Source organism: Streptacidiphilus sp. PAMC 29251, assembly GCF_054208735.2.
In genome coordinates this window covers 5,308,592-5,329,893 of the sequence record NZ_CM135725.2, presented here as the reverse complement: position 1 = coordinate 5,329,893, position 21,302 = coordinate 5,308,592, and the positions used below count along the sequence as shown (strand labels likewise).

The following is a 21,302-nucleotide window of genomic DNA, read 5'->3' as shown; positions in this document are numbered from 1 at the left end:
TCCGAGCCGTTTCTGTTGTACTGGCCCGTATGGAGGACCAGGGGTATGACGCGGTGGTGCTGGCCGGGGGCGCGGCCCGGCGGTTCGGCGCGGGGACGGACAAGCCCGCGCTGACCGTCGGCGGCCGGTCGCTGCTGGACCGGGTGCTGGCCGGCTGCGCGGGGGCGCGCGAGGTGGTCGTGGTCGGCCCGGCGCGGGCGACGACGCAGCCGGACCGCGCGGTCCGGGCGGTCCGGCTGGTCCGCGAACAGCCGCCGGGCGGCGGTCCGGTGGCGGCCGTGGCGGCGGCATTGCCGCAGGTCACCGCAGGGACGGTGCTGCTGCTCGCGGCCGACCTGCCGTTCTTCTCGGCGGTGGTGGCGGAGGCGCTGGTCGCCGCACTGGCCGAGGATCCTGGCGTGGACGCGGCCGTCCTGGTCGACGCCGCCGGACGGGACCAGCCGCTGGCCGCCGCCTACCGCACTGCGCCGCTGCGCGCCGCGCTGGCCGCGCTGGTGGCCGACCGCGGCGGCGACCCGGCCGGACTGCCGCTGCGCCGGCTCGTCGGCGGCCTCGCCACCCGCCGGCTGCCGGACCTGACCGGAGCCGCGCTGGACTGCGACACCTGGGACGATCTGGCCGAGGCCCGCGCCCGCGCTCGCGCCGAGGCGCACACCACCGGACCGGGTGAGTGAGCGGAGGGACACGAGGCCGAAACCGCACCTTGCGCGCTCTCGGCGCGCGGATCGGGGACGATGGACCCGTGCTGGAAGACTGGATCACCGCTGCGAAGTCCGAGCTGGGTATCGACCTGGACGTCGATGTGCCCGGCCTGCTCGACATGACCAAGGAGGTCGCCCACGGGGTGGCCCGTCCGGCTGCTCCGCTGACGGCCTTTCTGGTCGGCTATGCGGCCGGTCTTTCGGGTGGCGGTGCGGAGGCCGTGGCCGAGGGCAACCGCAAGGTCGAGGCGCTGGCGGCGCGCTGGACCGCCGAGGAGCCGGGGTGAGCGCCGGCGCGTCCGACGGCGGCGGCCAGGCCCGTGACCGGGCTGGTGACCGGGCTGGTGACCGGGCCGGTGACCGGGCCGGCGACGGTGACCTGCTGGGTGCTTACCCGTATCTGCTCCGGTCCGCGACGGTGACCAGTGAGGCCCCGGTGCGCCCGATGGAGGCGGCCGCTGACGGACCGTTCGACTACGCCGCGCCGGAACCCCCGCCCCCGTCCCCGCTGGAAACCCCCTGCCCGCAGCAGGCGCAGGGCGGCAGCGGCCCGTACGACTACGCCGCCGCGGAGGCGCGCACCGACGGTGTGCAGAGCGGACCGCGCGCCGCTCCCATGTCCTGGGCGCAGGCGCGTGTGCGGGCCGCTCGCGCCGGGGGTGCACCACTGCCGCCGGTGCTGCTGCCGCTCGCGGACGCCCTCGGCTGCGTCCTGGCCGCCCCGCTGGAGGCGCTCACCGACCTGCCGGCCTTCGACACCTCGGCCATGGACGGCTGGGCCGTCTCCGGGCCCGGCCCCTGGCGGCTGGGCGCGGGCCGACCTGCCGCCGGGATCCTGGCCGGGACCGGGCAGGACGCCGCCGCGTCCCTCGCCGACGGCACCGCGGTCCGGATCGCCACCGGCGCTCAGCTCCCGCCCGGCGCCACCGCCGTCCTCCGCAGCGAGGACGGCCGGGTCAGCCACAGCCCCGGCGGCGAACTGCTGCACGACCACGGCGCGACCCCGCTGGACCAGGGCCGGGACATCCGCCCGCGCGGCCAGGAGTGCCGGACCGGCGAACCGCTGCTGCCGCCCGGCACCACGGTCACCCCCGCCGTGCTCGGCCTGGCCGCCGCGGCCGGCTGCGACCTGCTCGCCGTGCACCGCCGCCCCACCGTCGAACTGCTGGTCCTCGGCGACGAGTTGCTGGACGCCGGGCTGCCGGGGGACGGCCGGACCAGGGACGCCCTCGGCCCGCTGCTGCCGTCCTGGCTGCGGGCGTACGGCGGGCAGGTCGGCCCGGTGCGCCGGGTCGGCGACGACCTCGGCCTGCTCCGGGACGCGCTGCTGCGCAGCCCCGCCGACGTCATCGTGACCACCGGCGGCACCGCGGCGGGACCGGTCGACTTCCTGCACCTGGCGCTGGCCGAGACCGGCGCGAAGCTGCTGGTGGACGGCGTCCGGGTGCGTCCGGGCCACCCGATGCTGCTGGCTCGGCTGCCGGCCGCGCCGGGGCAGCGTCCACGCCACGTGGTCGGCCTGCCCGGCAATCCGCTGGCCGCGGTGGCCGGTGCGGTCACCCTCGCCGAACCGCTGCTGCGGGCCCTGTCCGGCAGCTCCGCGGCTGCGCCGTACCTGGTCGAGGCCGCGGTGGCGCTGCCGGGGCATCCACAGGACACCCGGCTGCTCCCGGTGGTCCTGCCCGAGCGCGGGGTGCTGCCGCTGGCCTTCGACGGCCCGGCGATGCTGCGCGGCCTGGCGCTGGCCGAGGGCCTGGCCGTCGTTCCGCCCGGCGGCCTGCCGGCCGGGGCCCGGGTGGAGGTCCTGGAGGTCCCCACCGGATGAGGCCCGGACGGATGAGGCGGATGAGGCCCGGCCGGGAGAAGAGGAGCCGGGAGGGCAGGGGCTGGGACGGCAGGGGCCGGGCGAGCGGGGGCCGGGCGAGCAGGCGCAGGCAGGAGCGGCTGCCCGACGAGGCCGCGCTGCACCAGATCCTGCTGCCCGCCTCCAGCGCCGCCCCGCTGCGGCAGGTCGGCCGCCGGGTGGTGCTGGCCCTGCTGGTCATGGCCGCCACCATCGCCGTGGTCTACCTCGGCCGCGACGGCTACCACGACAACGCCCACGACCACCTGGACCTGCTCGGCTCCGCCTACTACGCCACGGTCACCCTCTCCACCACCGGTTACGGGGACATCACCCCGTTCAGCGACAGCGCCCGGCTGGTCAACATCCTGCTGATCACCCCGCTCCGGGTGCTGTTCCTGATCATCCTGGTCGGCACCACCCTCGAGGTGCTGACCACCCGCACCCGCCAGCTGTGGCGGATCAAGCACTGGAGGGCCGACTTGGACGGACACGTGGTGGTCGTCGGCTACGGCACCAAGGGACGCCACGCGGTGGCGACCTTGCTGCTCAAGGGCATCCGCAAGGACCTGATCGTGGTGGTCGACCCGCTGCCGAAGTCCATCAGGGCCGCGAACGAGGACGGCCTGGTCGGCGTCCTCGGCGACGCCACCAGGACCGAGGTGCTGCGCCGGGCCGAGATCGAGCGCGCCGCACAGATCATCATCGGCGCGCAGCGCGACGACACCGCCGTGCTGGTGACGCTGACGGCCCGTCAACTCAACAAGCACGCCACCATCGTGGTCGCGGTGCGGGAGGACGAGAACGCCCCGCTGCTGCGGCAGAGCGGTGCCAGCGTGGTGGTCACCAGCTCGGGATCGGCCGGCCGGCTGCTGGGCATGTCCTCGCTCAGCCCCCACTCGGGTGCGGTGCTGGACGACCTGCTCACGGTCGGCAACGGTCTGGATGTGATCGACCGTCCGGTCACCGCCGCCGAGGCCGGGCGCAGCCCGCGCGACTGCGGCGACCTGGTGGTCAGTGTGGTCCGGGGCAGCCGCCGCCTCCCCTACAACGACCCGGAGGCCGCGGTGCTGCGGCCGACCGACCGGATCATCGCCATCCGCCGCGCCGAACCCCAGGAGGCCTAGGGTTCAGGGCGTTGAGGGGTCGCCTTCAGCCCGGATCGACGATGTCCTGGGCGAAGATCGTCCCCAGCGGCTCGGGGCCGATGTACTGCTGGCAGTTGCAGGGCCGCGCCTCGTACTGGGTCGGCTTGCGTTCCGAGTCCCATGCGGTCGGGGCCTCGACCACCTCGTGGCATCGGCCGGTCCGGTCGTGCTTCGCCAGGTGGTGTGTGCAGCCGCAGACCGGCTCCGGCGGCCGGTTCGCCGCGTCCAGCGCCCGCTGCCGTCGCTCGGTGGCCTTCAGCAGGGCCAACTTGCGCGCATGGCGGGTCTTCAGCGCGTTCTGAACCAGTTCGCTCAACCGGCCCCCGCCGATCAGCACAGCGGGAATGGCCAGCCAGATCCAACCGCCCATGTGCGCCCTCCCGTTCCCGAGACACCCTCAGAGTACAGACCGTCCGCCCATGTGAGCCGGTTCCCGGTCGAGGCCCGATCGCACTCCCTCCGCCGGGTCGTCCTTCGCGCGGCGGCTCCCGGCGGGTAGCGTCGGCGGCATGCGAGCTATCACGATCAAAGAGCCCGGCGGTCCCGACGTCCTCACCCTGGCCGAAGTTCCCGACCCGGTACCGGGGGAGGGCGAGGTCCTGGTCGAGGTGGTGGCCTCGGCCGTGAACCGGGCTGACGTGCTCCAGCGGCAGGGCTTCTACAACCCGCCGCCCGGTGCGTCCGCCTACCCCGGCCTGGAGTGCTCCGGGCGGATCGCCGCCCTGGGCGCGGGCGTGGGCGGCTGGGCCGTCGGCGACGAGGTGTGCGCGCTGCTGTCGGGCGGCGGCTACGCCGAGAAGGTGGCCGTCCCGGTCGGACAGCTGCTGCCGGTGCCCAAGGGGGTCGACCTGGTCGACGCCGCGGCGCTGCCGGAGGTCACCTGCACCGTCTGGTCGAACGTGTTCCAGGTGGCGAACATCCGGCCGGGCGAGACGCTGCTGGTGCACGGTGGCAGCAGCGGCATCGGCACGATGGCGATCCAGCTCGGCAAGGCGATCGGTGCGCGGGTCGCGGTGACCGCGGGCAGTGCCGAGAAGCTGGAGGCGTGCCGGGCGCTGGGCGCGGACGTGCTGGTCAACTACCGAGACCAGGACTTCGTCGAGGCTCTGGGTCCGAACGGCGCGGACGTGATCCTGGACGTGGTCGGCGCCAAGTACCTGGACCGCAACCTGGACGCACTGGCGGTCAACGGCCGCCTGGTCGTCATCGGCATGCAGGGCGGCGTCACCGCCGATCTGAACCTCGGCAAGCTGATGGCCAAGCGCGCCGCGGTCATCGCCACCAGCCTCCGCGCCCGTCCGCTGGACGAGAAGGCCGCGATCGTCGCGGCCGTGCGGGAGCACGTCTGGCCGCTGCTGGAGACAGGCCGGGTCCGCCCGGTCGTCGACCGCGTCCTGCCCCTGGCTGAGGCCGCCGAGGCCCACCGGCTGATGGAGTCCAGCACCCACATCGGCAAGATCCTGCTCCAGGTCTGAGCCGTGTACGCGTCGGACTATTCCAGGTCCAGAACAGCCCGCAGCGCCTCGTTGACCTTCATCAACTCGCCGGTGCCGAGACGGCCGGCGAAGTCACCCAGGCGTTGCGGGTCGACCGCCGTCGCCTGCTCCACCAGGACTCTGACCTCCTGACCGAGCAGTTCGATCGTGGGGTGGATCAGGGAGTCGAAGGACTTGGTCGTCGTTGGTGCCACGATCCAGGTGGAGAGATGCTCGTAGGCGCTTGCCTGCAGCACCACGGCGTAGCGTGGACCACGCTGCTCGTGCCCCTGGGCGTCTCGGGGAGCCTTGAGCCGGTAGATGTCACCACGCACTGAGCTCGTCCATTTCCGCGCGTACCGTCTCAACCTCGGCAAGGTACTCCGGGTTGCTCATGAGGCGAGCCGCGTCGGCCCGCAGATCTGCTTGGCGCCGCTCGCGAGCAGCGAGTTCCAGCGCATGTCGAATGGCGTGTGTCGGGCTTGAACCGTCAGCAGTGAGAAGAGCCAGGTTGGCGGCGTCCTCACTTGTTGGACGGAATGTAATCGGATCTGCCATACGGAAAGAGTACGTCAATATTTCGCTGATGCCCACCTCGATGGGTGGCTGTGCGTGGGGGAGTCTTCACAAGGTCCAACGTGGTCCAGGTGTGCCATCTGCGGCCGGGTGAGACGTTGCTGGTGCACGGGGGATCGAGCGGTATCGGGACGATGGCGATCCAGCTCGGCAGGGCGGTCGGCGCGAGGGTCGCGGTCACGGCGGGCGGGGCGGAGAAGCTGGAGGCCTGCCGCGCGCTGGGTGCGGACGTGCTGGTCAACTACCGCGAGCAGGACTTCGTCGAGGTGCTCGGAGCGAATGGCGCGGATGTGATTCTGGACGTGGTCGGCGCAAAGTACCTGGACCGCAACCTGGACGCGCTGGCGGTGAACGGCCGTCTGGTGGTCATCGGCATGCAGGGCGGTGTCACGGCCGATCTGAACCTCGCCACCGGTCTGCGCGCCCGTCCCCTGGAGGAGAAGGCCGCGATCGTTGTCTCGGTCCGCGAACATGTCTGGCCGCTCCTGGAGAACGGCCGCGTCCGCCCGGTCGTCGACCGCGTCCTGCCCCTGGCCGGGGCCGCCGAGGCCCACCGGCTGATGGAGACCAGCACCCACATCGGCAAGATCCTGCTCCAGGTGTGATCGGGCGGCGGGCTCCCGGTCAGCGCTTGCGGGCCAGGGTGACCCCGTCGGCCATGGGGAGCATGGAGAGGTCGACGCGCTGGTCCGTCAGCAGGGTCAGGTTGACCTTGCGGACGCCCAGGGTGTCGGCGTCCTGGACGGCGGGGTCGACCACCCGGCCCGACCAGAGGGTGTTGTCGAGGACGATCAGGCCACCGGGCCTGGTCAGGTCGAGTGAGCGCTCGTAGTACTCCGGGTAGTGAGCCTTGTCCGCGTCGATGAAGACGAGGTCGAAGGACTCTAGGCCGCGTTCGGCGAGCAACTGGTCCAGGGTGGCCACCGCGTCACCCAGGCGTAGGTCGATCCGGTCCGTCACGCCGGCGAGCTCCCAGGCGCGGCGGGCGATGGCGGTCCACTCCTCGCTGATGTCGCAGGTGACCAGTTGCCCGTCGGCGGGCAGTGCCTGAGCCATGCGTAGGGCGCTGTAGCCGGTGAAGGTGCCGATCTCCAGGACCGTGCGGGCCTGGGTGAGCCCGATCAGCAGGGCCAGGAACTGGGCCTCTTCGGGGAGGATCTGCATGATGCAGTCGGGCAGGGCGGCGGTCTCCTCGCGCAGCCCGGCCAGGACCTGGCCCTCTCGGAGCGAGAACTCCCGCACGTAGTCGAGGAGTTCCGGGGTGAAGTCGATCTGGTCACGCATGCTGGCTCCCTGCCATGGACGGGACGGTGCTGGTGTTGGTGACGGGCTGTTCGGGGTGCCAGGCCGGTGCCGGGCCGTAGCGGCGGGCGGTGGTCCCGGTCTCGTAGGGCAGCGCCTGCGCAGCCTGGACCAGTTCCATCTGCATGCCCCAGGGGGTGCGGAAGTAGAGCCACCGATTGCCCGCGATGGGTCCCTCGGTGATGGTCCGGGGCGCGCCGAGCAGTTCGACGCCGGGCTGGCGGGCCAAGTGGTCGGCGGCCTCGTCGATGTCGGTGACATGGATCGCCAGGTGGTGGCCGCCCCAGTCGCTGTTGGCGGGGAGGGACTGCCGCTGGTCCGGGGCGTCGTAGCCGAAGAGCTCCAAGTTGGTGACAGGACCGAGCCGCAGCATGGCGATATGGGCGACGGCCCTGGGGTGCACGCCGAGCTGGAGCTGCATCGACTCGCCGTGGCGGTCCTGGATCGGACCCTCCCGGTAGAGGAGTTCGGCGCCGAGGACCCTGGTGAAGAAGGCCACCGCCTGGTCGAGGTCGGGGACCGTGTAGGCGATGTGGTCCACATTGGTGGCGCCCGGCAGCATCGCCGGGCGCCCGAGCGGATCCGTCGTGGGGCGAGGGTCTGCCCCGGAATGACCCTCCGTCATGAAGCCACCGGAAGGCGGCGTGGCATGCCGGAGGTGAGGTGCGGGGGAGCGACGGCGACCAGGACGAGCTCCATGCCGTCCGCGCCCGCACGGAGCCTGGTGCCGCTGTTGAGGGTGCAGGCGGCGAGGGCGTCGCGGGTGAGTGCGGCGGTCGTGCCGTCCTGGCGCAGCAGTTGGCCGCCGCCGTTGACGACGAACCAGATCTCCTCGGTCCCGGCCCGTCCCCGGTCGCCGATCTCGGCGTCCGGGGCCAGCAGAACATGGTCTACGGCCTCGGTCTCGGAGAAGAAGAAGCCACGCCTGGCCAGCGAGCGGCTGCTCTTTTCCGGGGTCCCGTCCTTGAGCGTGCGGACGGTCTCCTCGACGGTGGTGACGATCATGCGGAGACCGCCGGAACCATCAGGCTGGCGTGGAAGTAGCGCAGTCCGGCAGCGCCGGCGCTGACGGTGAGCGAGCCGCCCAGCGGCAGGGTCACCGAGGTGCCGGGGGCGAGGTCCACCACGGTGGTGCCGGCCCGGGCGGTGCCGATGCCGTCCAGGACGAACAGGGTGTGCTCGCGGTCGGCGGCCGACAGCGTTTCCTCCTGCGCGGCGGTCAGGGTGACCACGCGGGCGGTGCGCAGCGGGCCGGTCAGCAGGGTCGACAGGTCGACCTCGCCCTGTTCGGCCAGGTCGATGATGGTGGCGGTCACGGTGGCTGTGGCTGTGGCTGTGGTCATGACGTCCCCTCTGAGGTGGTGGCGGTTGCGGTGCCGGCGCCGACCAGCGCCCGGGCGGTGTCGGGGCCGAAGACCTCGACGACCAGCCAGTTGAGGTCCTGGTCGCCGAGGTTGCGGAACTGGTGCCGGGTGCCGAGCCCGTTGACGACCAGATGGCCGGGGCGGATCCGGTGCGGCACGTCGTTGAGGAGGATCTCGCCCTCCCCGGAGATGACGAAGTACAACTCCTCGGTGCGGGTGTGGCGATGCTCACCGCAGACCGCGCCGGCCGGCAGCGAAGCCCATTCGATGGCTTCCCAGGTCCCGGCCAGGCCGAGCCTGCGGGCCAGGCACTTCCAGCGGGCGACGTCCGCCCCGCCGTGCATCGCGTGCACGGCGGAGGCGCCGTCCACGTCGGCGACCATCAACTCGTCAGACATGATGTGACGTTTCCTCTCTCTTGTAGGAACTCCGCGGCGGTCAGCACTTCCGCGCCGCCGACGTCGTCGAAGAACCTGACGGTGCCGATGCCGGTAGGCAGCGGCATCCGCAGCCGTCCGTCGCGGTGCCTCACGGTGTCGGCCAGTGCTTCGTGCAGCAGTTCGGGCCGGCACACCTCATGGGTGGACGGCAGTCCCAGCCCGTCCGTCACGGCCATCACCCGGTCCCGGTCCTCTGCCGTGAGCAGCCCGCGCTGCCAGGCGAGGACGGTGGTCAGCGCCATGTCGATGGCCACGGCCTCGCCGTGGAGCAGGGCGGGCAGCGCGTGCATCTCCAGGGTGGGGCTGAAGGTGTGCCCGTAGTCGACCGCGCGTTCGAGCCGGGCCTCCCACAGGTTGGGCTCCAGTTCGGCGAGCATCCCGCCGATGGCCCGGCGCAGCACGTCGTCGGCGGCTGCCTCGCCGGCCGCGGTGGTGCCCTGGAACCGTTCGACGCGCAGCAGCGGGCCGTATGTCTCCAGCGCCTCGAACAGGGGCCGGTCCAGCACCAGGCCGATCTTGAGGATCTCGGCGAGCCCGTTGCAGATCTGCCGGTCGGGCAGGGTCGCCAGGAACTCCGGGTCGATCAGGGTGAGCGCGGGCGGGAAGTAGCTGCCGAGACGGTTCTTGTGGCGGCCGTGATTGACGCCGGTCTTCACTCCGACGGAGGCGTCGACCTGGCCGATCAGGGTGGTGGGAACTTTGATGTGGGGCAGGCCCCGGCGGTAGAGGCTGCAGGCGAAGCCGACGGTGTCGGTCAGCACGCCGCCGCCCACCGCGACGACGGGTTCCTGGCGCCGCAGCAGCCGGTGGGAGTCGAAGGCGTCCACGACGCGGAGCATCGACTCGATGCTCTTGTTCTCCTCGCCGGGTTCCAGCACCACCCACTGCACATCGATCGCGTGGGCGGTGAAGTAGGCGCGCAGCCGGTCGCCGTGGAGGGCCTCGACGGTGCTCTCGGTGACCACACAGCACCTGGTGGGACCGCTCTGCCCGGCTGGGCGGCCGGCCAGGGCGAGGGTGTCGTCGGCCGGGTCCAGCAGCCCGCGGATCAGGCTGACCTCGTATTCGACAGCCTGCTGGGAACGCACTTCCCAGTACGCCTCCCTGCTCGGCGCTGCCGTGGACGGCACACCCAGGGGACGGGCTTGGGGCATGGGGGCGGTCTTTCTCTGGGTGGGACGGGTGCGTCCCGGAGCAAAGGAACCGAACAAGGCAAAGGTGACAAGCGCTGACACTTCGGACAGGCATCGGGAGGATAACAGGGAGCGATCACTATGCGACAATCCGTGATGCCTGCTGGTTCGCCCTGCCCCGGGAGACTGTGTGTATGACGTCGTCATCGTCGGCGGCGGCTCCGCCGGAGCGGTCCTGGCCGCCCGGCTGAGCGAACGCCGGGACCGCAGTGTGCTGCTGATCGAAGCGGGCACCGCCAGGGCCGCCCTGGACGCCGCGGTGTACGGGGGCGGCGCTGTCCCGCTGTGGGAGCAGCCCCCGCCCGACTCGCAACTGACCGGCCACGCGGCGGTGGCGGTACGGGCCAAGGTGCTCGGGGGCGGCTCGGCGATCAATGCCGGGGTGGCCATGCGGGCCCATCCCTCCGACTTCGAACGATGGGCCAGGAACGGCCTGCGTGGCTGGGGCTACCAGGACGTACTCCCCTACTATCGGCGACTTGAGACCGACCTCCACGACAGCGGTGGCGGCAACGGCCGCCTCCTGCACGGGACTCGGGGACCGGTACGGATCAATCGGGTGCCCAGGGTCGGTCTCTCCCCGTCCCACGACGCCTTCACCCGAGCCTGCGTCGAACTGGGTCTGGATGCCGTCGACGACCTCAACTCCCATCACACCGGGGGTGTGGGGCGCTATCCGTTGGGCATCGCTGACGGGATCCGGCAGAGCACCGGCCTGGTCTACCTGGACGAGCAGGCCCGCGCCCGGCCCAACCTCCGCATCCTGCAAGGGATCACCGTCACCCAGGTGCTCTTCGGCCCGGACCGGTGTGCCGTCGGGGTCCGCACTGCCGACGGCGCGGAGTTCCGCGGGACGGAGACGGTGCTGTCCGCCGGCGCGGTCGGCAGCGCGGCGCTGCTACTGCGCTCCGGCATCGGTCCGGCCGACGATCTGCGAGCCTTGGGCGTCGATCCTGTGGCGGACCTCCCCGTCGGCCGACGGCTGCGTGAACACCCCTGTGCCTACCTGCTGTTCGCCGCCGGTCCGGAGGCCCTAGGCCGGACCGACCCACCGGTGTCGACCCTGCTGTGGACACGGAGTTCATTGGCGGCCCCCGGCGAGCTCGACCTGCACATCGCCCCCAGCCACTTGATCCGCTCCAGCGCGTTCCGGCATGGCCACGGACTCGGCTTCCTGCTCTCGGTCACCCGCACCGAGCCCGACGCGCACGGAACCCTGACGCTGACCAGCACAGACCCCCTGGCGCCGCCCCGGCTCGACCTCGGGCTGCTGGCCCACCCCAGGGACCAGCTCAAGCTGATCGAGGGCATCGCGCTCGGCCGGGCGCTGGCCGCCACGGCCGCCATGCGGCCGCTGGGCCTCACCGAGACCGCACCAGGCCCTGCGGCGACCTCCACGAAGGACCTCACCGCGTACCTGCGCACCCACGTCAAGCCCTACCCCCACCTGTGTGGTACCGCCCCGATGGGCCCGGCCACCGATCCGCACGCCGTCGTCGACCCGCTCGGCCGGGTGCACGGCGTCCCCGGCCTGCGGGTGGCCGATGCCTCGATCCTCCCCGACGCCCCGTCCGTGGCCACCAATCTGACCGTGATCATGGCGGCCGAGCTCATCGCCGACCACTTCAGCCGACCCTGACAGGACACCGCCGACTCCTCGGCTCGGCCGCCCGGCCCGCACCCTGCGCAATCGGTTCACCGAGAAGTTCACCCAGGGCGCACTGCTTAGTTGTTGGTGCACGGGGGTTCCAGCGGCATCGGGACGATGGCGATCCAGCTGGTACGTGGTCGGTGCCAGGTACCTGGACCGCAACCTGGACGCGCTGGCGGTGAACGGCCGGCTGGTGGTCATCGGGATGCAGGGCGGGGCCAAGGCCGAGCTGAACCTGGGCAAGCTGATGGCCAAGCGTGCCGCGATCATCGCCACCAGCCTCCGCGCCCGCCCCCTGAACGAGAAGGCCGCCATCGTCGCCTCCGTCCGCGAACACGTCTGGCCGCTCCTGGAGAACGGCCGCGTCCGCCCGGTCGTCGACCGCGTCCTGCCCCTGGCCGGGGCCGCCGAGGCCCACCGGCTGATGGAGACCAGCACCCACATCGGCAAGATCCTGCTCCAGGTCTGAGATGTCCGGAGGGTGATGCCGACCGCCCGGGCGGTCGGTATGGTGAATGGTATGGCAACAAAGAAGTACACCGTGACGCTGCCCGAGGAACTGGCGGAGGAGATCCGCGCCGAGGTGGGCTCCGGCGGGTTCAGCCGGTACGTTGCGCAGGCCATAGAGCGTCAGCGCGAGCGCGATCACCTGCACGAGTTCGTCGGCTGGTGGGAGGGCGAGCACGGGGACGTCACCGATGCGGAACTGGCGCTTGCGACCGCGGAGCGGCTCGCGCTGCAGCGCCGACATGCGGACCGCAAGGCCCGTTCCGTGTCGGACCGCAGGGCGGGCTGATGTCCGAGCTGGTCTACCTGCTCGACAGCGAGGGCCTGTCCCAGGCCGTCCTCGGCAACCGCGCGATGGGTGCTCGGCTCAAGGACGCGGACCGCTCCGGGATCCGGGTGATGACCACCTCGATGACGCTCATCGAGGCTTATCACGGGCGGGTCAAGAAGAGGGCTTGGGCCTGGACGCTGTCGAAGATCGTCGTGGAGCCGGTTACCCGAGAGGTTGCGGGGGAGGCGATCGAACTGCTTGAGACTGCAGGCCTGCACGGGCACAAGTACGCCATCGACGCCGCTCTCGCAGCCGTGGCGCTGCGTCAGCGTGGTGATGTCATCGTCTTCACGTCCGACGAGGAGGACATGAGGCTGCTCTGCGGCGATCGGATCGTCGTCCAACGGATCTGAACGTGCTGGCGGAGCGGCCAGAGCGAGCCGTGGGGGTACTTGCCCGAGGTCCAACGTCTTCCAGGCCTGTCACCTGCGCCCCGGCGAGACGCTGCTGGTGCACGGCGGCAGCAGCGGGATCGGCACGATGGCGATCCAGTTGGGCAAGGCGATCGGCGCCAAGGTGGCGGTGACGGCCGGCAGCGCGGCGAAGCTGGAGGCCTGTCGTGGCCTGGGTGCGGACGTGCTGATCAACTACCGCGACCAGGACTTCGTGGAGGCCCTGCGCGCGGACGGCGCGGTTGGTGCTGGCGGCGCGGACGTGATCCTGGACGTGATCGGCGCCAAGTACCTGGACCGCAACCTGGACGCCCTGGCGGTGAACGGCCGGCTGGTCGTGATCGGGATGCAGGGCGGTGTCACGGCCGATCTGAACCTCGGCAAGCTGATGGCCAAGCGCGCCGCGATCATCGCCACCGGCCTGCGTGCCCGCCCCCTGGACGAGAAGGCCGCGATCGTCGCCGCCGTGCGCGAACACGTCTGGCCGCTGGTGGAGAACAACCGGGTCCGTCCGGTCATCGACCGCGTCCTCCCCCTCGCCGACGTCGCCGAGGCCCACCGGCTGATGGAGTCCAGCACCCACATCGGCAAGATCCTGCTCCAGGTCTGAGGCACGTGGATCGCTCCGGAATCCGGGTGGTGACCACGTCCATGACGCTCATCGAGGCCCATCACGGTCGGGCCGCAGCGGATCCGAGTCCGCTGACGCACCGTAGAGTTCCTCCCGCTGCTGTGACGGAGAGGGGGACCGCCCATGTCTGAGGACCTGTCCGGAGCGCTGGCCGCGCTGTTGGACCGCTCGCTGCGAAGGCTCGGCTCAGCTCCACCGCGGATATCCCGCCCGGGTCGCCGAGGTAGCGGGCCGCGCGCAGCTCCAGCATGGCGCAGTGGAGCAGTCGGGCAGCCGCCCGCGCGTTTGACCACAGCGGCGCGACGAGCGGCTCCGGCACCCGCCTGAACTCGGCCAACTGATCGTCCAGGGATGGCGCGTCGGCAGCGGCCCGGCGCCCGGAGGACGACAGGTCTGGTCCACAGGTGGGCAGAGCGGGGCGGTCCCGCGCTGAGAACCTGGATCGCCGACACGCTGCAGACGTTCGCCCATCGCGCTGACCTGGTTCCGGCAGTTGAGCAGCCTCCTGTTCCGAGGACGAGACGACGGACCCGACCGGGCGGTGCTGGTCGCGGCCCCCTGGGATGCCACACGGACGGCAGCGCAGTTGGCCGTCCCCCCGCTGTCGGGGACGACGGGCTGGCGGCTCCGCCGCTTCGTCTGCGACGGCCACACGGCTTGCCGGCTCCGCACCGGCGCGCTCGAAGACGAGGGCCCGCTCGTGCTCGCCGACCGCAGCCTGGACCTCCACCACGGTTCGCTGGCCGTCTCCGGCGACGCCTGAGCGTGATGGCAGCCTGCTTGTGAAGGGACCGGGCTTGCGCGCACGGCGGATACCTGATGAGAGAACTACAGTTATCAGAAGTATATTTCTCTCAAGCCCGATGTTCCTGGAGGCGCGCTATCTCCTGGCGGAGGAGCCAGACCTGCGGGACGGGGCTCTGTACCACTCGGTACTGGCTGCGATCGCGGAGGGGAACATCGGACGCGGAGGCATCGCCGGGCATGTCGGACGCAAGAGCAACGAACTCGCCCATCCACTGACCGTCCTGGAGGACGCGGGACTCGTGGTGCGCGAGAACGACGCGTTCCGGGCCAACCGCACCGACTTCCGGATCAACGAACCCCTGCTTGCCTTCTATCACGCCATCATGCGCCCGTACTGGCCCCAACTCCTGCGCGGATCCGATGCGGACCGGATCTGGGAACGCAGCCAGCGACGCTTCGCGGGGAACATCCTCGGCCCGCACTTCGAACGGATCTGCCGGGAGTGGACCCTCTACTTCGCGGGCGACCGCTTCGGCGACTGGCCCTCCCAGGTCGCATCAGGAACAGTCAACGACGCCTCGAACAGAACCACCTGCGAGGTGGACGTCGCGGTCCTCGGGCACGCTGACGGCGGACGGCCCCCGCTCCTGGCCATCGGCGAGGCCAAATGGAACGACGTGATGGGCCTGGGGCATCTGGAGCGACTCCGCCGCATCCGTGAACTACTGAGGGCCAACGAGAAGTTCGACACCACACAGACCCGCCTGACCTGCTTCTCCGGCATGGGCTTCACGGCTGAACTGCACGCATGCGCGGAGCGTGGTGAGGTCGAGCTCATCGGCCTCGGCGACCTTTACTCGACTGCCTCCTGAGTCGGCGTGCGACCCGGAGGGCCCCGGTGGTGATCGGGATGCAGGGCGGTGTCACGGCGGACCTGGACCTCGGCAAGCTGATGGCCAAGCGCGCCGCGATCATCGCCACCGGCCTGCGCGCCCGCCCCCTGGACGAGAAGCTCGCCGACGTCGCCGAGGCCCACCGCCTGATGGAGTCCAGCACCCACATCGGCAAGATCCTGCTCCAGGTGTGATCGGAGCCGACTGGTCCGTGCTCACCTGCGGGTGCCCCGCAGGAGCCGGCGGTGAAGGTCGTGGCGAAGTCTCCCGGGTCCAGGTAGGCGACGGCGGCGATAAGCGCGGGGCCGAAACCCGGTAGCCGCCTGGGCGGCGGGGGCTGTGTCGGGGGCGGTCAGGAATCCGCCGGTCAAGCCGACGGGCGCCGGCTCAGCACGGTGTAGGCCGGGGCGCCGGCGGCATGCCCGCCGGAGCCGCTCAGCACCAGGTCGGCATGGCGCTGCGGCTGCTCCGCCGCGAGGTAGCAGTCCTCGGCGGGCATCCACTCGTCCTCCCAGAGGCCGCGGGACTCCTCACCGTCGCGTGCGAGCCCGCGGCTCAGCCGGACACCCCGTTCGGCGTCGCAGAAGATGCCGAAGGTGTAGGCGGATCGCAGGTGGCTGTGGAGGCTGTGCACACCCTCCACGATGAGGGGCGTGCCGGCCGGGATCCCGGTCCACTCGGCGAGGCGGTCCTGGTCCCAGTCGTAGCGCTGGTAGCGCACGTCGTCGCCGACCGCGGCGGGCTTCAGCACCTCGGCGTCGAGCCGGTCCAGGTCGAAGGCGGCGGCGATCGCCTCGCTGTTCAGCGGGCGCTCCGCGGATGGCCGGTAGAAGTCGTCGACATGCACCACCCGGGCATCCAGGAGGCGCTCGGCCAGCAGGTCGGCCAGCGTGCTCTTGCCGGACGCCCCCGGTCCGTCGATGCCGACCAGAACGGCCCGGCCCAGCGCCCCGGCGGTCCGGCTGATCCGGAGTGCGAGCTCGTCGAGGTCGCAGACGGTCTTGTCGCTCATGCTGTCCAGCTTTCGTTCGAAGGGTCGGGGTCCGCGCGGATGGGCCGGTGACCTGGTGGCCTACTAGGACGGGAAGATCCGCCCGGGCGTCTCCGACCTGAACTGCACCGCCGGTCAGACCGTCTCCAACCTGGTGGTGCTGCCGGTGGTGAACGGCAAGGTGGACCTGTACAACTCCTCGTCAGGTCCGGTGAACGTGATGGCCGACGTCCAAGCCGTCGGTCAGGCTGACGGTGTAGGTCTCGGTGCCGGTCGGCTCGGCGCAGGGGTGGACCGTGTCCGGGGTGATCGCCCCGGAGCAGGTGTCGGTCCCGGTCCCGGTTCCGGTGTCATGGGCGGCGGCGTGCGCGGCGGCGGCCCGGTTCGAATTCAGGGTGCTGCCCGCAGGTGTGGGAACGTTCGTCTCCGCCATCGTCGCGGAACCCCCCTGTGTTGAAGATCGGCCTCGAAGCAGGCGGAGCGTAGCAAGCACGGAACGGAATCATCACCTCCTTTGCTGCTCCCGAGGGGGGACCTCCCTCCGTCGGCGCTCTCGTACACGTAAGTTCTTGTGCCAGGGGCCTGGGTATCGCTAATTTCCGGTGGGAAGATCTCGAGGAGGGCAGTGGTGTCATCACGGGATGCGCTCTTGCGGCTGCTGGAGCCGCCCGCTGAGAAGTGGGTCCTCCCCAGTCCGGAGGAGATCGTTCGCGGGTACGGAACGGCATTGCCCGCAGACTTTCTCTGGCTGATGGAGACGTACGGTCCGGGGGATGTTTCGGACTATGTGAGAATCCTGCCCCCGGTCAGCGCCTCCGAGATCGGAAAAGTCTCCGGAGTCTGTCCGGGCGCGGCTGAGCTGGAAGAAGGCGTCGAAGGCATCGAGCCGGAGTACTTGGTGCACGGCGGCCTGTTCGTGTGGGGCCTCAACCCCGACGGCGACAGCGCCTTCTGGAGCACCGTCGGTGAGCCGGACGAGTGGCCGGTCGTCATCTTCCGCAGACACCACGGTCCTGGCGAGCCGGCCTGGTCCCGCTACGAGTGCGGCGTCGTGGAGTTCCTGGTGCGCACATTCCAGGGGCGGCTTCAGCGCAATCCGTTCAGCGGCACCGATCTGTGGCGGAACGAGTTCCCGAGTTTCGTCCGGGACCTTTTTTGAGGGAGTTGCCATCGCTGATGGCGTCGTTGTGACCGTGGTGCCGGTGGGTGCGCAGCAGGACCACCGCCTGGGCGGTGAGCTTCTTGGTGACGTCTCTGTCCTCGCCCGAGTTGCCGCCCCCGGGGCGGGCGATCGGATAGTGTCCCGGGGCGTTGATACGGGGCAGCGAGCGACGGGGATGTGGGCTCCATGGTTGATTCAGTACGTGAACTGACGCCACAGCACCTTGCTGCCTGGGTCGGGGCGTATCGAGGGGGCGGCACCAATCATGAAGGTGAGTCCTTCGACGCCGTCGCCGACGTGAGGGAGATCGCCGAAGGGCGCTCGCTGTGCCTTGAGTTCACGGCGACGGGTGCGGCGGGGCAGGTGTTCCACACCGAGGTCTCCCTGATCTGCCAGGACCTCGCAGGTGGGGGGCTCTGTCTCGCGCAGGCCTGCTCCAATATCCCTGGCCTTGCCGTCCACCAGGGCAGTGACGCGGTTTTCTCCGACACCGGATCGCTGCTTTCGGTTTCCTTCGCATTCGGCGACGATGATTCCGGTTTCCGGCAGGTCCTCACACTGGGACGGAGTTCTCCCGGGGCCCTTGAATACAGCTTTGCCTGGGCGATGCCGGGCCGGCCGGTCGAGCCGCGCAGCACAGCGCTCATGGCCGTCGTATAGGACCGACCCCACCAGGTGGGCTTCGCCGGTGGTGATGATGCCTTGACCTCAGTACCTACTAGTATGTACATTCAGGGCATGGACACTCGGGAACGTCTGATCGAGAGCACCCGCGCGCTGCTGTGGGACCGCGGGTACGACGGCACCAGCCCCAAGGACATCCTGAAGCGCGCCGGGGCCGGCCAGGGCAGCATGTACCACCACTTCCACGGCAAGGCCGACCTCGCGCTGGCCGCCATCGACCGCACCGCGCAGGAGCTGCGCGACGGGGTCGACCAGCAGCTCAGCGGCCCCGGCAGCGCCCGGCAGCGGATCACCGCCTATCTGCGGCGCGAGCGCGACGTCCTCAAGGGCTGCCCCGTCGGCGGGCTGGCCCAGGACCCGGAGATCGTGGCCGACCCGGAACTCCGGCACCCGCTGGAGCAGACCCTGGACTGGCTCCAGGGCCGGCTGGCCGAGGTGATCGCCGAGGGCCAGCGGCACGGGGAGCTGAGCGCCGCGCTGGACCCGCTGGCCACGGCCACGGCCATCGTGGCGGTGATGCAGGGCGGTTACGTCCTGGCCCGGGCCTCGAACGACCCGAGCAGGTTCGACCGGGCCGTTTCCGGCGTCCTGGCCCTGCTCGGCACCCCAGGGGACCCGTGGGACGCCGCCGCGAGCAGTCCGGGAGTGCCCGATGAGCGGTGAGCAGGCCGTCGCCGAGACCCCGTTAACGACCACCGCCGCAACGGTAGAAGCGGCGCCCCCCGCCGCCGGCCACCCCAGGATCGCCTTCGCCCTGGCCGTCGTCGGCTACTTCATGATCGCCGTCGACATGACCATCGTCAGTGTGGCGATGAGCGCCATCAGCCGCGGACTGCGCTTCTCCCCGGCCTCGCTGTCCTGGATCACCACCGCGTTCACGCTGACCTACGCAGGCGCGATGATGTTCGGCGGACGCCTGGTCGACCTGTTCGGACGCCGCCGCTCCTTCGTGGCCGGCATCGCCCTGTTCACCCTCGCCTCGATCGCCGCCGCCGCCGCGCCCGACGCGGGCGTGCTCATCGGCGCCCGCGCGGTGCAGGGGTTGGGCGCCGCGATCACCACCCCGTGCACCCTCGCGCTCATCCTCGACCTCTTCCCCGAGGGGGCGAAGCGGCGGCGGGCCATGGGCACCTTCCAGGCGGTGATCGGCTCCGGCGCCGGCTTCGGCCTGGTCCTCGGTGGTGTGATCACCGACAGCCTGGGCTGGCGCTGGCTGTTCCTGGTCAACATCCCGGTGGGCCTGGTCATCCTGGCCCTCGCTCCGCGCTTCCTGCCCCAGGTCGAGCACCAGCCGCGCGGCGGACGCCGGTTCGACGTGGTGGGTGCGGCCACGGTGACCGCGGCGCTGGCCCTGCTGATTTACACCCTGTCCAGGACCGCGGCGGCTGGTTGGCTGAGCGCGTCCACCCTGGGCGGGATCGCGGGCGCCCTCGCGCTTTTCCTGCTCTTCGGTGGGAACGAGCAGCGCAGTCCCGATCCGCTGCTGCCGTTGCGGATCCCGCGCAACCCGGTGGTCCACACGGCCAATCTGCGGGCGGCGCTGGTGTCCGGGGCCTTCCTCTGCGCGCTGGTCTTCGTCGCCCTCGACAACGAGCAGGTACGCGGCCAGTCCCCGACCCGGGCCGGTCTTAGCCTGCTGCCGGCCGCGCTGATGATCCTGCCGATGGGCCGGATCGGTCCCGGGCTGGTCGCCCGGTTCGGCCTGCGTGCCATGGCGATCGTCGCGCCGCTGGTGCTGGCGGCCGGGCTGCTGTGGTTCGCGACGACGCCTTCCACCAGCTTCGTCGGCAGCCGCCTCGGCCCCGATCTGCTGATCGGCTGCGGCGCGACCGTGGCCAACCTGGTCAATATGCTCTCCGCCACCGCCGGGGCGGACCCCGGCGAACGCGGGGTGGTGTCCGCGCTGCAGTACACCGCCCAGCAGACCGGCAGCTCCGCCCTGCCGGCCGCGTTCACCGCGCTCGCGGCCGGACGCGCGGCCCATCTCGTGGCCGGCCCCGGTGCGCTCGGTCATGCCGCCGCCCTGCACCACGGCTACCAGGACGCCTTCCTCGCGGCCGCGGCGGCCGGCCTCCTCGCGGCGCTGCTGGCCCTGCCGCGCCGCAACTTCACACGCGGGGTCGCGCGCGGGGTCACGCGGTGATCGGCTTGGACAGGTCGTCCACGGCGACCACCTGGTAGACCGCGTTCAGGGTGGGCCCACCGACCAGGTGCTTGATCCTTTCGTGCCGGCGCTCCTCGATCGGCGCCATCCGCTCCATCCACATCGGGATGTCGGCGGGGTCGGCGTCCTCGATGATCGCGACGGTGAAGAGCTCCTGCGGGTCCTCCATGTTGAGGGCGCTGAGGACCTGGGTGCGCGGGTCGTCGGCGATGGTCTCGTCCGGGATCCAGTTCTTGCGGAAGGTGGCGTAGTCGACACCGTCGTTCAGGCGGCGGGACATGCAGGCGATCATCCTCATGGCGTGCTCCTCGGGTCCGGTGTGCGGCTGGGCTGCGCCCGCTATTCTTGCGGTGCAAGAGAAGCTAACCTTGCGGTGTAAGAATCGTCAAGGGGCACCGATGCCCGAACTGAGGAGTGGTCAGCGGATGGCCGACCGACGATCCCGCCCCCGAGCCGGACTGAGCCGCGAGAAGATCCTCGACGCGGCCATCGCCTACGTCGACGAGCACGGGCTCGACGCGCTCTCCACCCGCAAACTGGGCGCGGCACTGGGGGTGGAGGGGATGACCCTCTACCACTACGTCCCGAGCAAGGCGGCGCTGCTGGACGGCATGGTCGAACGGCTGCTGGAGGGGGCTGACCTGCTGCCCGCCGAGGGGACGCCCTGGCCGGAGGCGGTCCGGCGGGTCGCCCGGCAGCTGCGGGCGGCACTGCTGGCGCATCCGGCGCTGCTCGGGGTGCTGGCGACCCGTCCGGCCGCCTCGCCGCAGGCGCTGCGGATCCTGGAGGCCGGTCTGGTGCTGCTGCGCGGGCAGGGCGTGCCGCTGGCCGTCGCCATGGATCTGCTCAACGCGGTCACCATGTTCACCATCGGCCACACCCTCGCCGAGGCCGGCCGCACCCCGGGCCATGAGGACGCCGACCCCGAGCCGCCCGACACCAGCGGGTTCCCGGTGCTGGCCGAGGCCTTCGCCACCGGCGCCGGGCTGGACTTCGACGTCCGCTTCACCCGCACCGTGGACCTGCTCATCGCCGGGTACGGCGCTGACGTCGAACCGGCCTAGCCGCACGGCGATGTGAGGCGATGTGAGCAGCCGTCCGGCGGCA

Annotated in this window: 26 protein-coding genes and 4 pseudogenes; 18 read left to right on the top strand and 12 right to left on the bottom strand. The window is 71.2% G+C overall.

Going from position 1 to position 21,302, the window contains the following annotated elements; genetic code table 11:
• Positions 1 to 29 precede the first annotated feature (29 nt).
• From ACXKR8_RS25135 to ACXKR8_RS25125, 3 genes and pseudogenes are all read left to right on the top strand, one after another.
• Positions 30 to 982: pseudogene (locus ACXKR8_RS25135) on the top strand (NTP transferase domain-containing protein); the annotation flags it as partial.
• Positions 983 to 1,317: 335 nt separating this feature from the next.
• Complete coding sequence (locus ACXKR8_RS25130; RefSeq protein ID WP_458275079.1) at positions 1,318 to 2,526, top strand: molybdopterin molybdotransferase MoeA; 1,209 nt, start codon at positions 1,318 to 1,320, stop codon at positions 2,524 to 2,526.
• 20 nt (positions 2,527 to 2,546) lie between these two features.
• The gene (locus ACXKR8_RS25125) at positions 2,547 to 3,671 is read left to right on the top strand and encodes a potassium channel family protein (protein WP_458266837.1); all 1,125 of its coding nucleotides are present in this window, start codon (positions 2,547 to 2,549) and stop codon (positions 3,669 to 3,671) included.
• A gap of 25 nt (positions 3,672 to 3,696) precedes the next feature.
• Here the strand turns inward: ACXKR8_RS25125 and ACXKR8_RS25120 are convergent, their stop codons facing one another.
• Positions 3,697 to 4,062 (bottom strand): hypothetical protein, encoded by a 366-nt coding sequence (locus tag ACXKR8_RS25120; protein WP_458266836.1) that lies wholly within the window; start codon positions 4,060 to 4,062, stop codon positions 3,697 to 3,699.
• 139 nt (positions 4,063 to 4,201) lie between these two features.
• Between ACXKR8_RS25120 and ACXKR8_RS25115 the strand changes: the two genes are divergently transcribed.
• Positions 4,202 to 5,167 carry an NAD(P)H-quinone oxidoreductase gene (locus ACXKR8_RS25115; protein ID WP_458266835.1) on the top strand — a complete coding sequence of 322 codons (966 nt, stop codon included), beginning with the start codon at positions 4,202 to 4,204 and terminating at the stop codon, positions 5,165 to 5,167.
• A gap of 17 nt (positions 5,168 to 5,184) precedes the next feature.
• Here ACXKR8_RS25115 and ACXKR8_RS25110 read toward each other — a convergent pair whose 3' ends face one another.
• Positions 5,185 to 5,502 carry a type II toxin-antitoxin system PemK/MazF family toxin gene (locus ACXKR8_RS25110; RefSeq protein ID WP_458266834.1) on the bottom strand — a complete coding sequence of 106 codons (318 nt, stop codon included), beginning with the start codon at positions 5,500 to 5,502 and terminating at the stop codon, positions 5,185 to 5,187.
• Positions 5,492 to 5,725 carry a hypothetical protein gene (locus tag ACXKR8_RS25105; RefSeq protein WP_458266833.1) on the bottom strand — a complete coding sequence of 78 codons (234 nt, stop codon included), beginning with the start codon at positions 5,723 to 5,725 and terminating at the stop codon, positions 5,492 to 5,494. The genes ACXKR8_RS25110 and ACXKR8_RS25105 overlap by 11 nt, the downstream gene beginning before the upstream one ends.
• Positions 5,726 to 5,799: 74 nt before the next feature.
• On the opposite strand from ACXKR8_RS25105, the pseudogene ACXKR8_RS25100 reads away from it, so the two are divergent.
• A pseudogene (locus tag ACXKR8_RS25100) lies at positions 5,800 to 6,348 on the top strand (zinc-binding dehydrogenase); the annotation flags it as partial.
• Between the two features lie 19 nt (positions 6,349 to 6,367).
• Here ACXKR8_RS25100 and ACXKR8_RS25095 read toward each other — a convergent pair.
• From ACXKR8_RS25095 to ACXKR8_RS25070, 6 genes are read right to left on the bottom strand one after another with little or no spacing between them, the layout of a single operon-like run.
• Entirely contained in the window at positions 6,368 to 7,027 is a 660-nt protein-coding gene (locus ACXKR8_RS25095; protein WP_458266832.1) for an O-methyltransferase, read from the bottom strand.
• On the bottom strand, positions 7,020 to 7,670 hold the full coding sequence (locus tag ACXKR8_RS25090; RefSeq protein ID WP_458266831.1) for a VOC family protein: 651 nt from the start codon (positions 7,668 to 7,670) through the stop codon (positions 7,020 to 7,022). Before ACXKR8_RS25090 ends, ACXKR8_RS25095 begins: the two co-directional genes overlap by 8 nt.
• Positions 7,667 to 8,050 carry a hypothetical protein gene (locus ACXKR8_RS25085; RefSeq protein ID WP_458266830.1) on the bottom strand — a complete coding sequence of 128 codons (384 nt, stop codon included), beginning with the start codon at positions 8,048 to 8,050 and terminating at the stop codon, positions 7,667 to 7,669. The genes ACXKR8_RS25090 and ACXKR8_RS25085 overlap by 4 nt, the downstream gene beginning before the upstream one ends.
• Complete coding sequence (locus ACXKR8_RS25080) at positions 8,047 to 8,388, bottom strand: hypothetical protein (protein ID WP_458266829.1); 342 nt, start codon at positions 8,386 to 8,388, stop codon at positions 8,047 to 8,049. Before ACXKR8_RS25080 ends, ACXKR8_RS25085 begins: the two co-directional genes overlap by 4 nt.
• Positions 8,385 to 8,807 (bottom strand): cupin domain-containing protein, encoded by a 423-nt coding sequence (locus ACXKR8_RS25075; protein WP_458266828.1) that lies wholly within the window; start codon positions 8,805 to 8,807, stop codon positions 8,385 to 8,387. Before ACXKR8_RS25075 ends, ACXKR8_RS25080 begins: the two co-directional genes overlap by 4 nt.
• The gene (locus ACXKR8_RS25070; protein WP_458266827.1) at positions 8,792 to 9,937 is read right to left on the bottom strand and encodes a sedoheptulose 7-phosphate cyclase; all 1,146 of its coding nucleotides are present in this window, start codon (positions 9,935 to 9,937) and stop codon (positions 8,792 to 8,794) included. Before ACXKR8_RS25070 ends, ACXKR8_RS25075 begins: the two co-directional genes overlap by 16 nt.
• Before the next feature lie 235 nt (positions 9,938 to 10,172).
• Between ACXKR8_RS25070 and ACXKR8_RS25065 the strand changes: the two genes are divergently transcribed.
• The 8 genes and pseudogenes from ACXKR8_RS25065 to ACXKR8_RS25030 all read left to right on the top strand — a co-directional run bounded on the left by ACXKR8_RS25065 (position 10,173) and on the right by ACXKR8_RS25030 (position 15,388).
• On the top strand, positions 10,173 to 11,681 hold the full coding sequence (locus ACXKR8_RS25065; RefSeq protein WP_458266826.1) for a GMC family oxidoreductase: 1,509 nt from the start codon (positions 10,173 to 10,175) through the stop codon (positions 11,679 to 11,681).
• Positions 11,682 to 11,826: 145 nt separating this feature from the next.
• Positions 11,827 to 12,162, top strand: a pseudogene (locus ACXKR8_RS25060) (zinc-binding dehydrogenase); the annotation flags it as partial.
• Between the two features lie 51 nt (positions 12,163 to 12,213).
• Entirely contained in the window at positions 12,214 to 12,489 is a 276-nt protein-coding gene (locus ACXKR8_RS25055; protein WP_458266825.1) for a hypothetical protein, read from the top strand.
• Complete coding sequence (locus ACXKR8_RS25050; RefSeq protein WP_458266824.1) at positions 12,489 to 12,884, top strand: PIN domain-containing protein; 396 nt, start codon at positions 12,489 to 12,491, stop codon at positions 12,882 to 12,884. Before ACXKR8_RS25055 ends, ACXKR8_RS25050 begins: the two co-directional genes overlap by 1 nt.
• 49 nt (positions 12,885 to 12,933) lie before the next feature.
• Positions 12,934 to 13,533 (top strand): annotated as a pseudogene (locus tag ACXKR8_RS25045) (zinc-binding dehydrogenase); the annotation flags it as partial.
• A gap of 514 nt (positions 13,534 to 14,047) precedes the next feature.
• Positions 14,048 to 14,317 carry a hypothetical protein gene (locus ACXKR8_RS25040; protein ID WP_462099843.1) on the top strand — a complete coding sequence of 90 codons (270 nt, stop codon included), beginning with the start codon at positions 14,048 to 14,050 and terminating at the stop codon, positions 14,315 to 14,317.
• Between the two features lie 100 nt (positions 14,318 to 14,417).
• Positions 14,418 to 15,173 (top strand): ATP-binding protein, encoded by a 756-nt coding sequence (locus ACXKR8_RS25035; RefSeq protein WP_458266822.1) that lies wholly within the window; start codon positions 14,418 to 14,420, stop codon positions 15,171 to 15,173.
• Positions 15,174 to 15,199: 26 nt separating this feature from the next.
• Positions 15,200 to 15,388, top strand: coding sequence for a hypothetical protein (locus ACXKR8_RS25030; RefSeq protein WP_458266821.1), 189 nt, complete (start codon positions 15,200 to 15,202; stop codon positions 15,386 to 15,388).
• Positions 15,389 to 15,561: 173 nt separating this feature from the next.
• Here the strand turns inward: ACXKR8_RS25030 and ACXKR8_RS25025 are convergent, their stop codons facing one another.
• Positions 15,562 to 16,206 (bottom strand): uridine kinase family protein, encoded by a 645-nt coding sequence (locus tag ACXKR8_RS25025; RefSeq protein ID WP_458266820.1) that lies wholly within the window; start codon positions 16,204 to 16,206, stop codon positions 15,562 to 15,564.
• A gap of 181 nt (positions 16,207 to 16,387) precedes the next feature.
• Positions 16,388 to 16,618 (bottom strand): hypothetical protein, encoded by a 231-nt coding sequence (locus ACXKR8_RS25020; RefSeq protein ID WP_458266819.1) that lies wholly within the window; start codon positions 16,616 to 16,618, stop codon positions 16,388 to 16,390.
• Positions 16,619 to 16,813: 195 nt separating this feature from the next.
• On the opposite strand from ACXKR8_RS25020, the gene ACXKR8_RS25015 reads away from it, so the two are divergent.
• The 4 genes from ACXKR8_RS25015 to ACXKR8_RS25000 all read left to right on the top strand — a co-directional run bounded on the left by ACXKR8_RS25015 (position 16,814) and on the right by ACXKR8_RS25000 (position 20,174).
• A complete protein-coding gene (locus ACXKR8_RS25015; RefSeq protein ID WP_458266818.1) occupies positions 16,814 to 17,344 on the top strand; it encodes a hypothetical protein in 531 nt (176 codons plus the stop codon).
• 189 nt (positions 17,345 to 17,533) lie between these two features.
• Positions 17,534 to 18,007, top strand: coding sequence for a hypothetical protein (locus tag ACXKR8_RS25010; protein ID WP_458266817.1), 474 nt, complete (start codon positions 17,534 to 17,536; stop codon positions 18,005 to 18,007).
• Positions 18,008 to 18,085: 78 nt separating this feature from the next.
• Positions 18,086 to 18,694 carry a TetR/AcrR family transcriptional regulator gene (locus tag ACXKR8_RS25005; protein WP_458266816.1) on the top strand — a complete coding sequence of 203 codons (609 nt, stop codon included), beginning with the start codon at positions 18,086 to 18,088 and terminating at the stop codon, positions 18,692 to 18,694.
• Entirely contained in the window at positions 18,684 to 20,174 is a 1,491-nt protein-coding gene (locus ACXKR8_RS25000; RefSeq protein ID WP_458266815.1) for an MFS transporter, read from the top strand. Before ACXKR8_RS25005 ends, ACXKR8_RS25000 begins: the two co-directional genes overlap by 11 nt.
• Here the strand turns inward: ACXKR8_RS25000 and ACXKR8_RS24995 are convergent.
• Complete coding sequence (locus ACXKR8_RS24995; RefSeq protein WP_458266814.1) at positions 20,164 to 20,493, bottom strand: YjbQ family protein; 330 nt, start codon at positions 20,491 to 20,493, stop codon at positions 20,164 to 20,166. The two genes, ACXKR8_RS25000 and ACXKR8_RS24995, sit on opposite strands and share 11 nt — an antisense overlap.
• Before the next feature lie 127 nt (positions 20,494 to 20,620).
• Between ACXKR8_RS24995 and ACXKR8_RS24990 the strand changes: the two genes are divergently transcribed.
• The gene (locus ACXKR8_RS24990) at positions 20,621 to 21,259 is read left to right on the top strand and encodes a TetR/AcrR family transcriptional regulator C-terminal domain-containing protein (RefSeq protein WP_458266813.1); all 639 of its coding nucleotides are present in this window, start codon (positions 20,621 to 20,623) and stop codon (positions 21,257 to 21,259) included.
• Positions 21,260 to 21,302 lie beyond the last annotated feature (43 nt).

What these genes read in the sequence shown, in the direction of transcription:
- ACXKR8_RS24995 (WP_458266814.1), bottom strand. Translation starts at nt 20,493, where the DNA reads ATGAGGATGATCGCCTGCATGTCCCGCCGCCTGAACGACGGTGTCGAC.
- ACXKR8_RS25095 (WP_458266832.1), bottom strand. Translation starts at nt 7,027, where the DNA reads ATGCGTGACCAGATCGACTTCACCCCGGAACTCCTCGACTACGTGCGG.
- ACXKR8_RS25080 (WP_458266829.1), bottom strand. Translation starts at nt 8,388, where the DNA reads ATGACCACAGCCACAGCCACAGCCACCGTGACCGCCACCATCATCGAC.
- ACXKR8_RS25120 (WP_458266836.1), bottom strand. Translation starts at nt 4,062, where the DNA reads ATGGGCGGTTGGATCTGGCTGGCCATTCCCGCTGTGCTGATCGGCGGG.
- ACXKR8_RS25130 (WP_458275079.1), top strand. Translation starts at nt 1,318, where the DNA reads ATGTCCTGGGCGCAGGCGCGTGTGCGGGCCGCTCGCGCCGGGGGTGCA.
- ACXKR8_RS25035 (WP_458266822.1), top strand. Translation starts at nt 14,418, where the DNA reads ATGTTCCTGGAGGCGCGCTATCTCCTGGCGGAGGAGCCAGACCTGCGG.
- ACXKR8_RS25105 (WP_458266833.1), bottom strand. Translation starts at nt 5,725, where the DNA reads ATGGCAGATCCGATTACATTCCGTCCAACAAGTGAGGACGCCGCCAAC.
- ACXKR8_RS25075 (WP_458266828.1), bottom strand. Translation starts at nt 8,807, where the DNA reads ATGTCTGACGAGTTGATGGTCGCCGACGTGGACGGCGCCTCCGCCGTG.
- ACXKR8_RS25025 (WP_458266820.1), bottom strand. Translation starts at nt 16,206, where the DNA reads ATGAGCGACAAGACCGTCTGCGACCTCGACGAGCTCGCACTCCGGATC.
- ACXKR8_RS25090 (WP_458266831.1), bottom strand. Translation starts at nt 7,670, where the DNA reads ATGACGGAGGGTCATTCCGGGGCAGACCCTCGCCCCACGACGGATCCG.
- ACXKR8_RS25085 (WP_458266830.1), bottom strand. Translation starts at nt 8,050, where the DNA reads ATGATCGTCACCACCGTCGAGGAGACCGTCCGCACGCTCAAGGACGGG.
- ACXKR8_RS25005 (WP_458266816.1), top strand. Translation starts at nt 18,086, where the DNA reads ATGGACACTCGGGAACGTCTGATCGAGAGCACCCGCGCGCTGCTGTGG.
- ACXKR8_RS25050 (WP_458266824.1), top strand. Translation starts at nt 12,489, where the DNA reads ATGTCCGAGCTGGTCTACCTGCTCGACAGCGAGGGCCTGTCCCAGGCC.
- ACXKR8_RS25010 (WP_458266817.1), top strand. Translation starts at nt 17,534, where the DNA reads ATGGTTGATTCAGTACGTGAACTGACGCCACAGCACCTTGCTGCCTGG.
- ACXKR8_RS25125 (WP_458266837.1), top strand. Translation starts at nt 2,547, where the DNA reads ATGAGGCCCGGCCGGGAGAAGAGGAGCCGGGAGGGCAGGGGCTGGGAC.
- ACXKR8_RS25115 (WP_458266835.1), top strand. Translation starts at nt 4,202, where the DNA reads ATGCGAGCTATCACGATCAAAGAGCCCGGCGGTCCCGACGTCCTCACC.
- ACXKR8_RS25000 (WP_458266815.1), top strand. Translation starts at nt 18,684, where the DNA reads ATGAGCGGTGAGCAGGCCGTCGCCGAGACCCCGTTAACGACCACCGCC.
- ACXKR8_RS25055 (WP_458266825.1), top strand. Translation starts at nt 12,214, where the DNA reads ATGGCAACAAAGAAGTACACCGTGACGCTGCCCGAGGAACTGGCGGAG.
- ACXKR8_RS25020 (WP_458266819.1), bottom strand. Translation starts at nt 16,618, where the DNA reads ATGGCGGAGACGAACGTTCCCACACCTGCGGGCAGCACCCTGAATTCG.
- ACXKR8_RS24990 (WP_458266813.1), top strand. Translation starts at nt 20,621, where the DNA reads ATGGCCGACCGACGATCCCGCCCCCGAGCCGGACTGAGCCGCGAGAAG.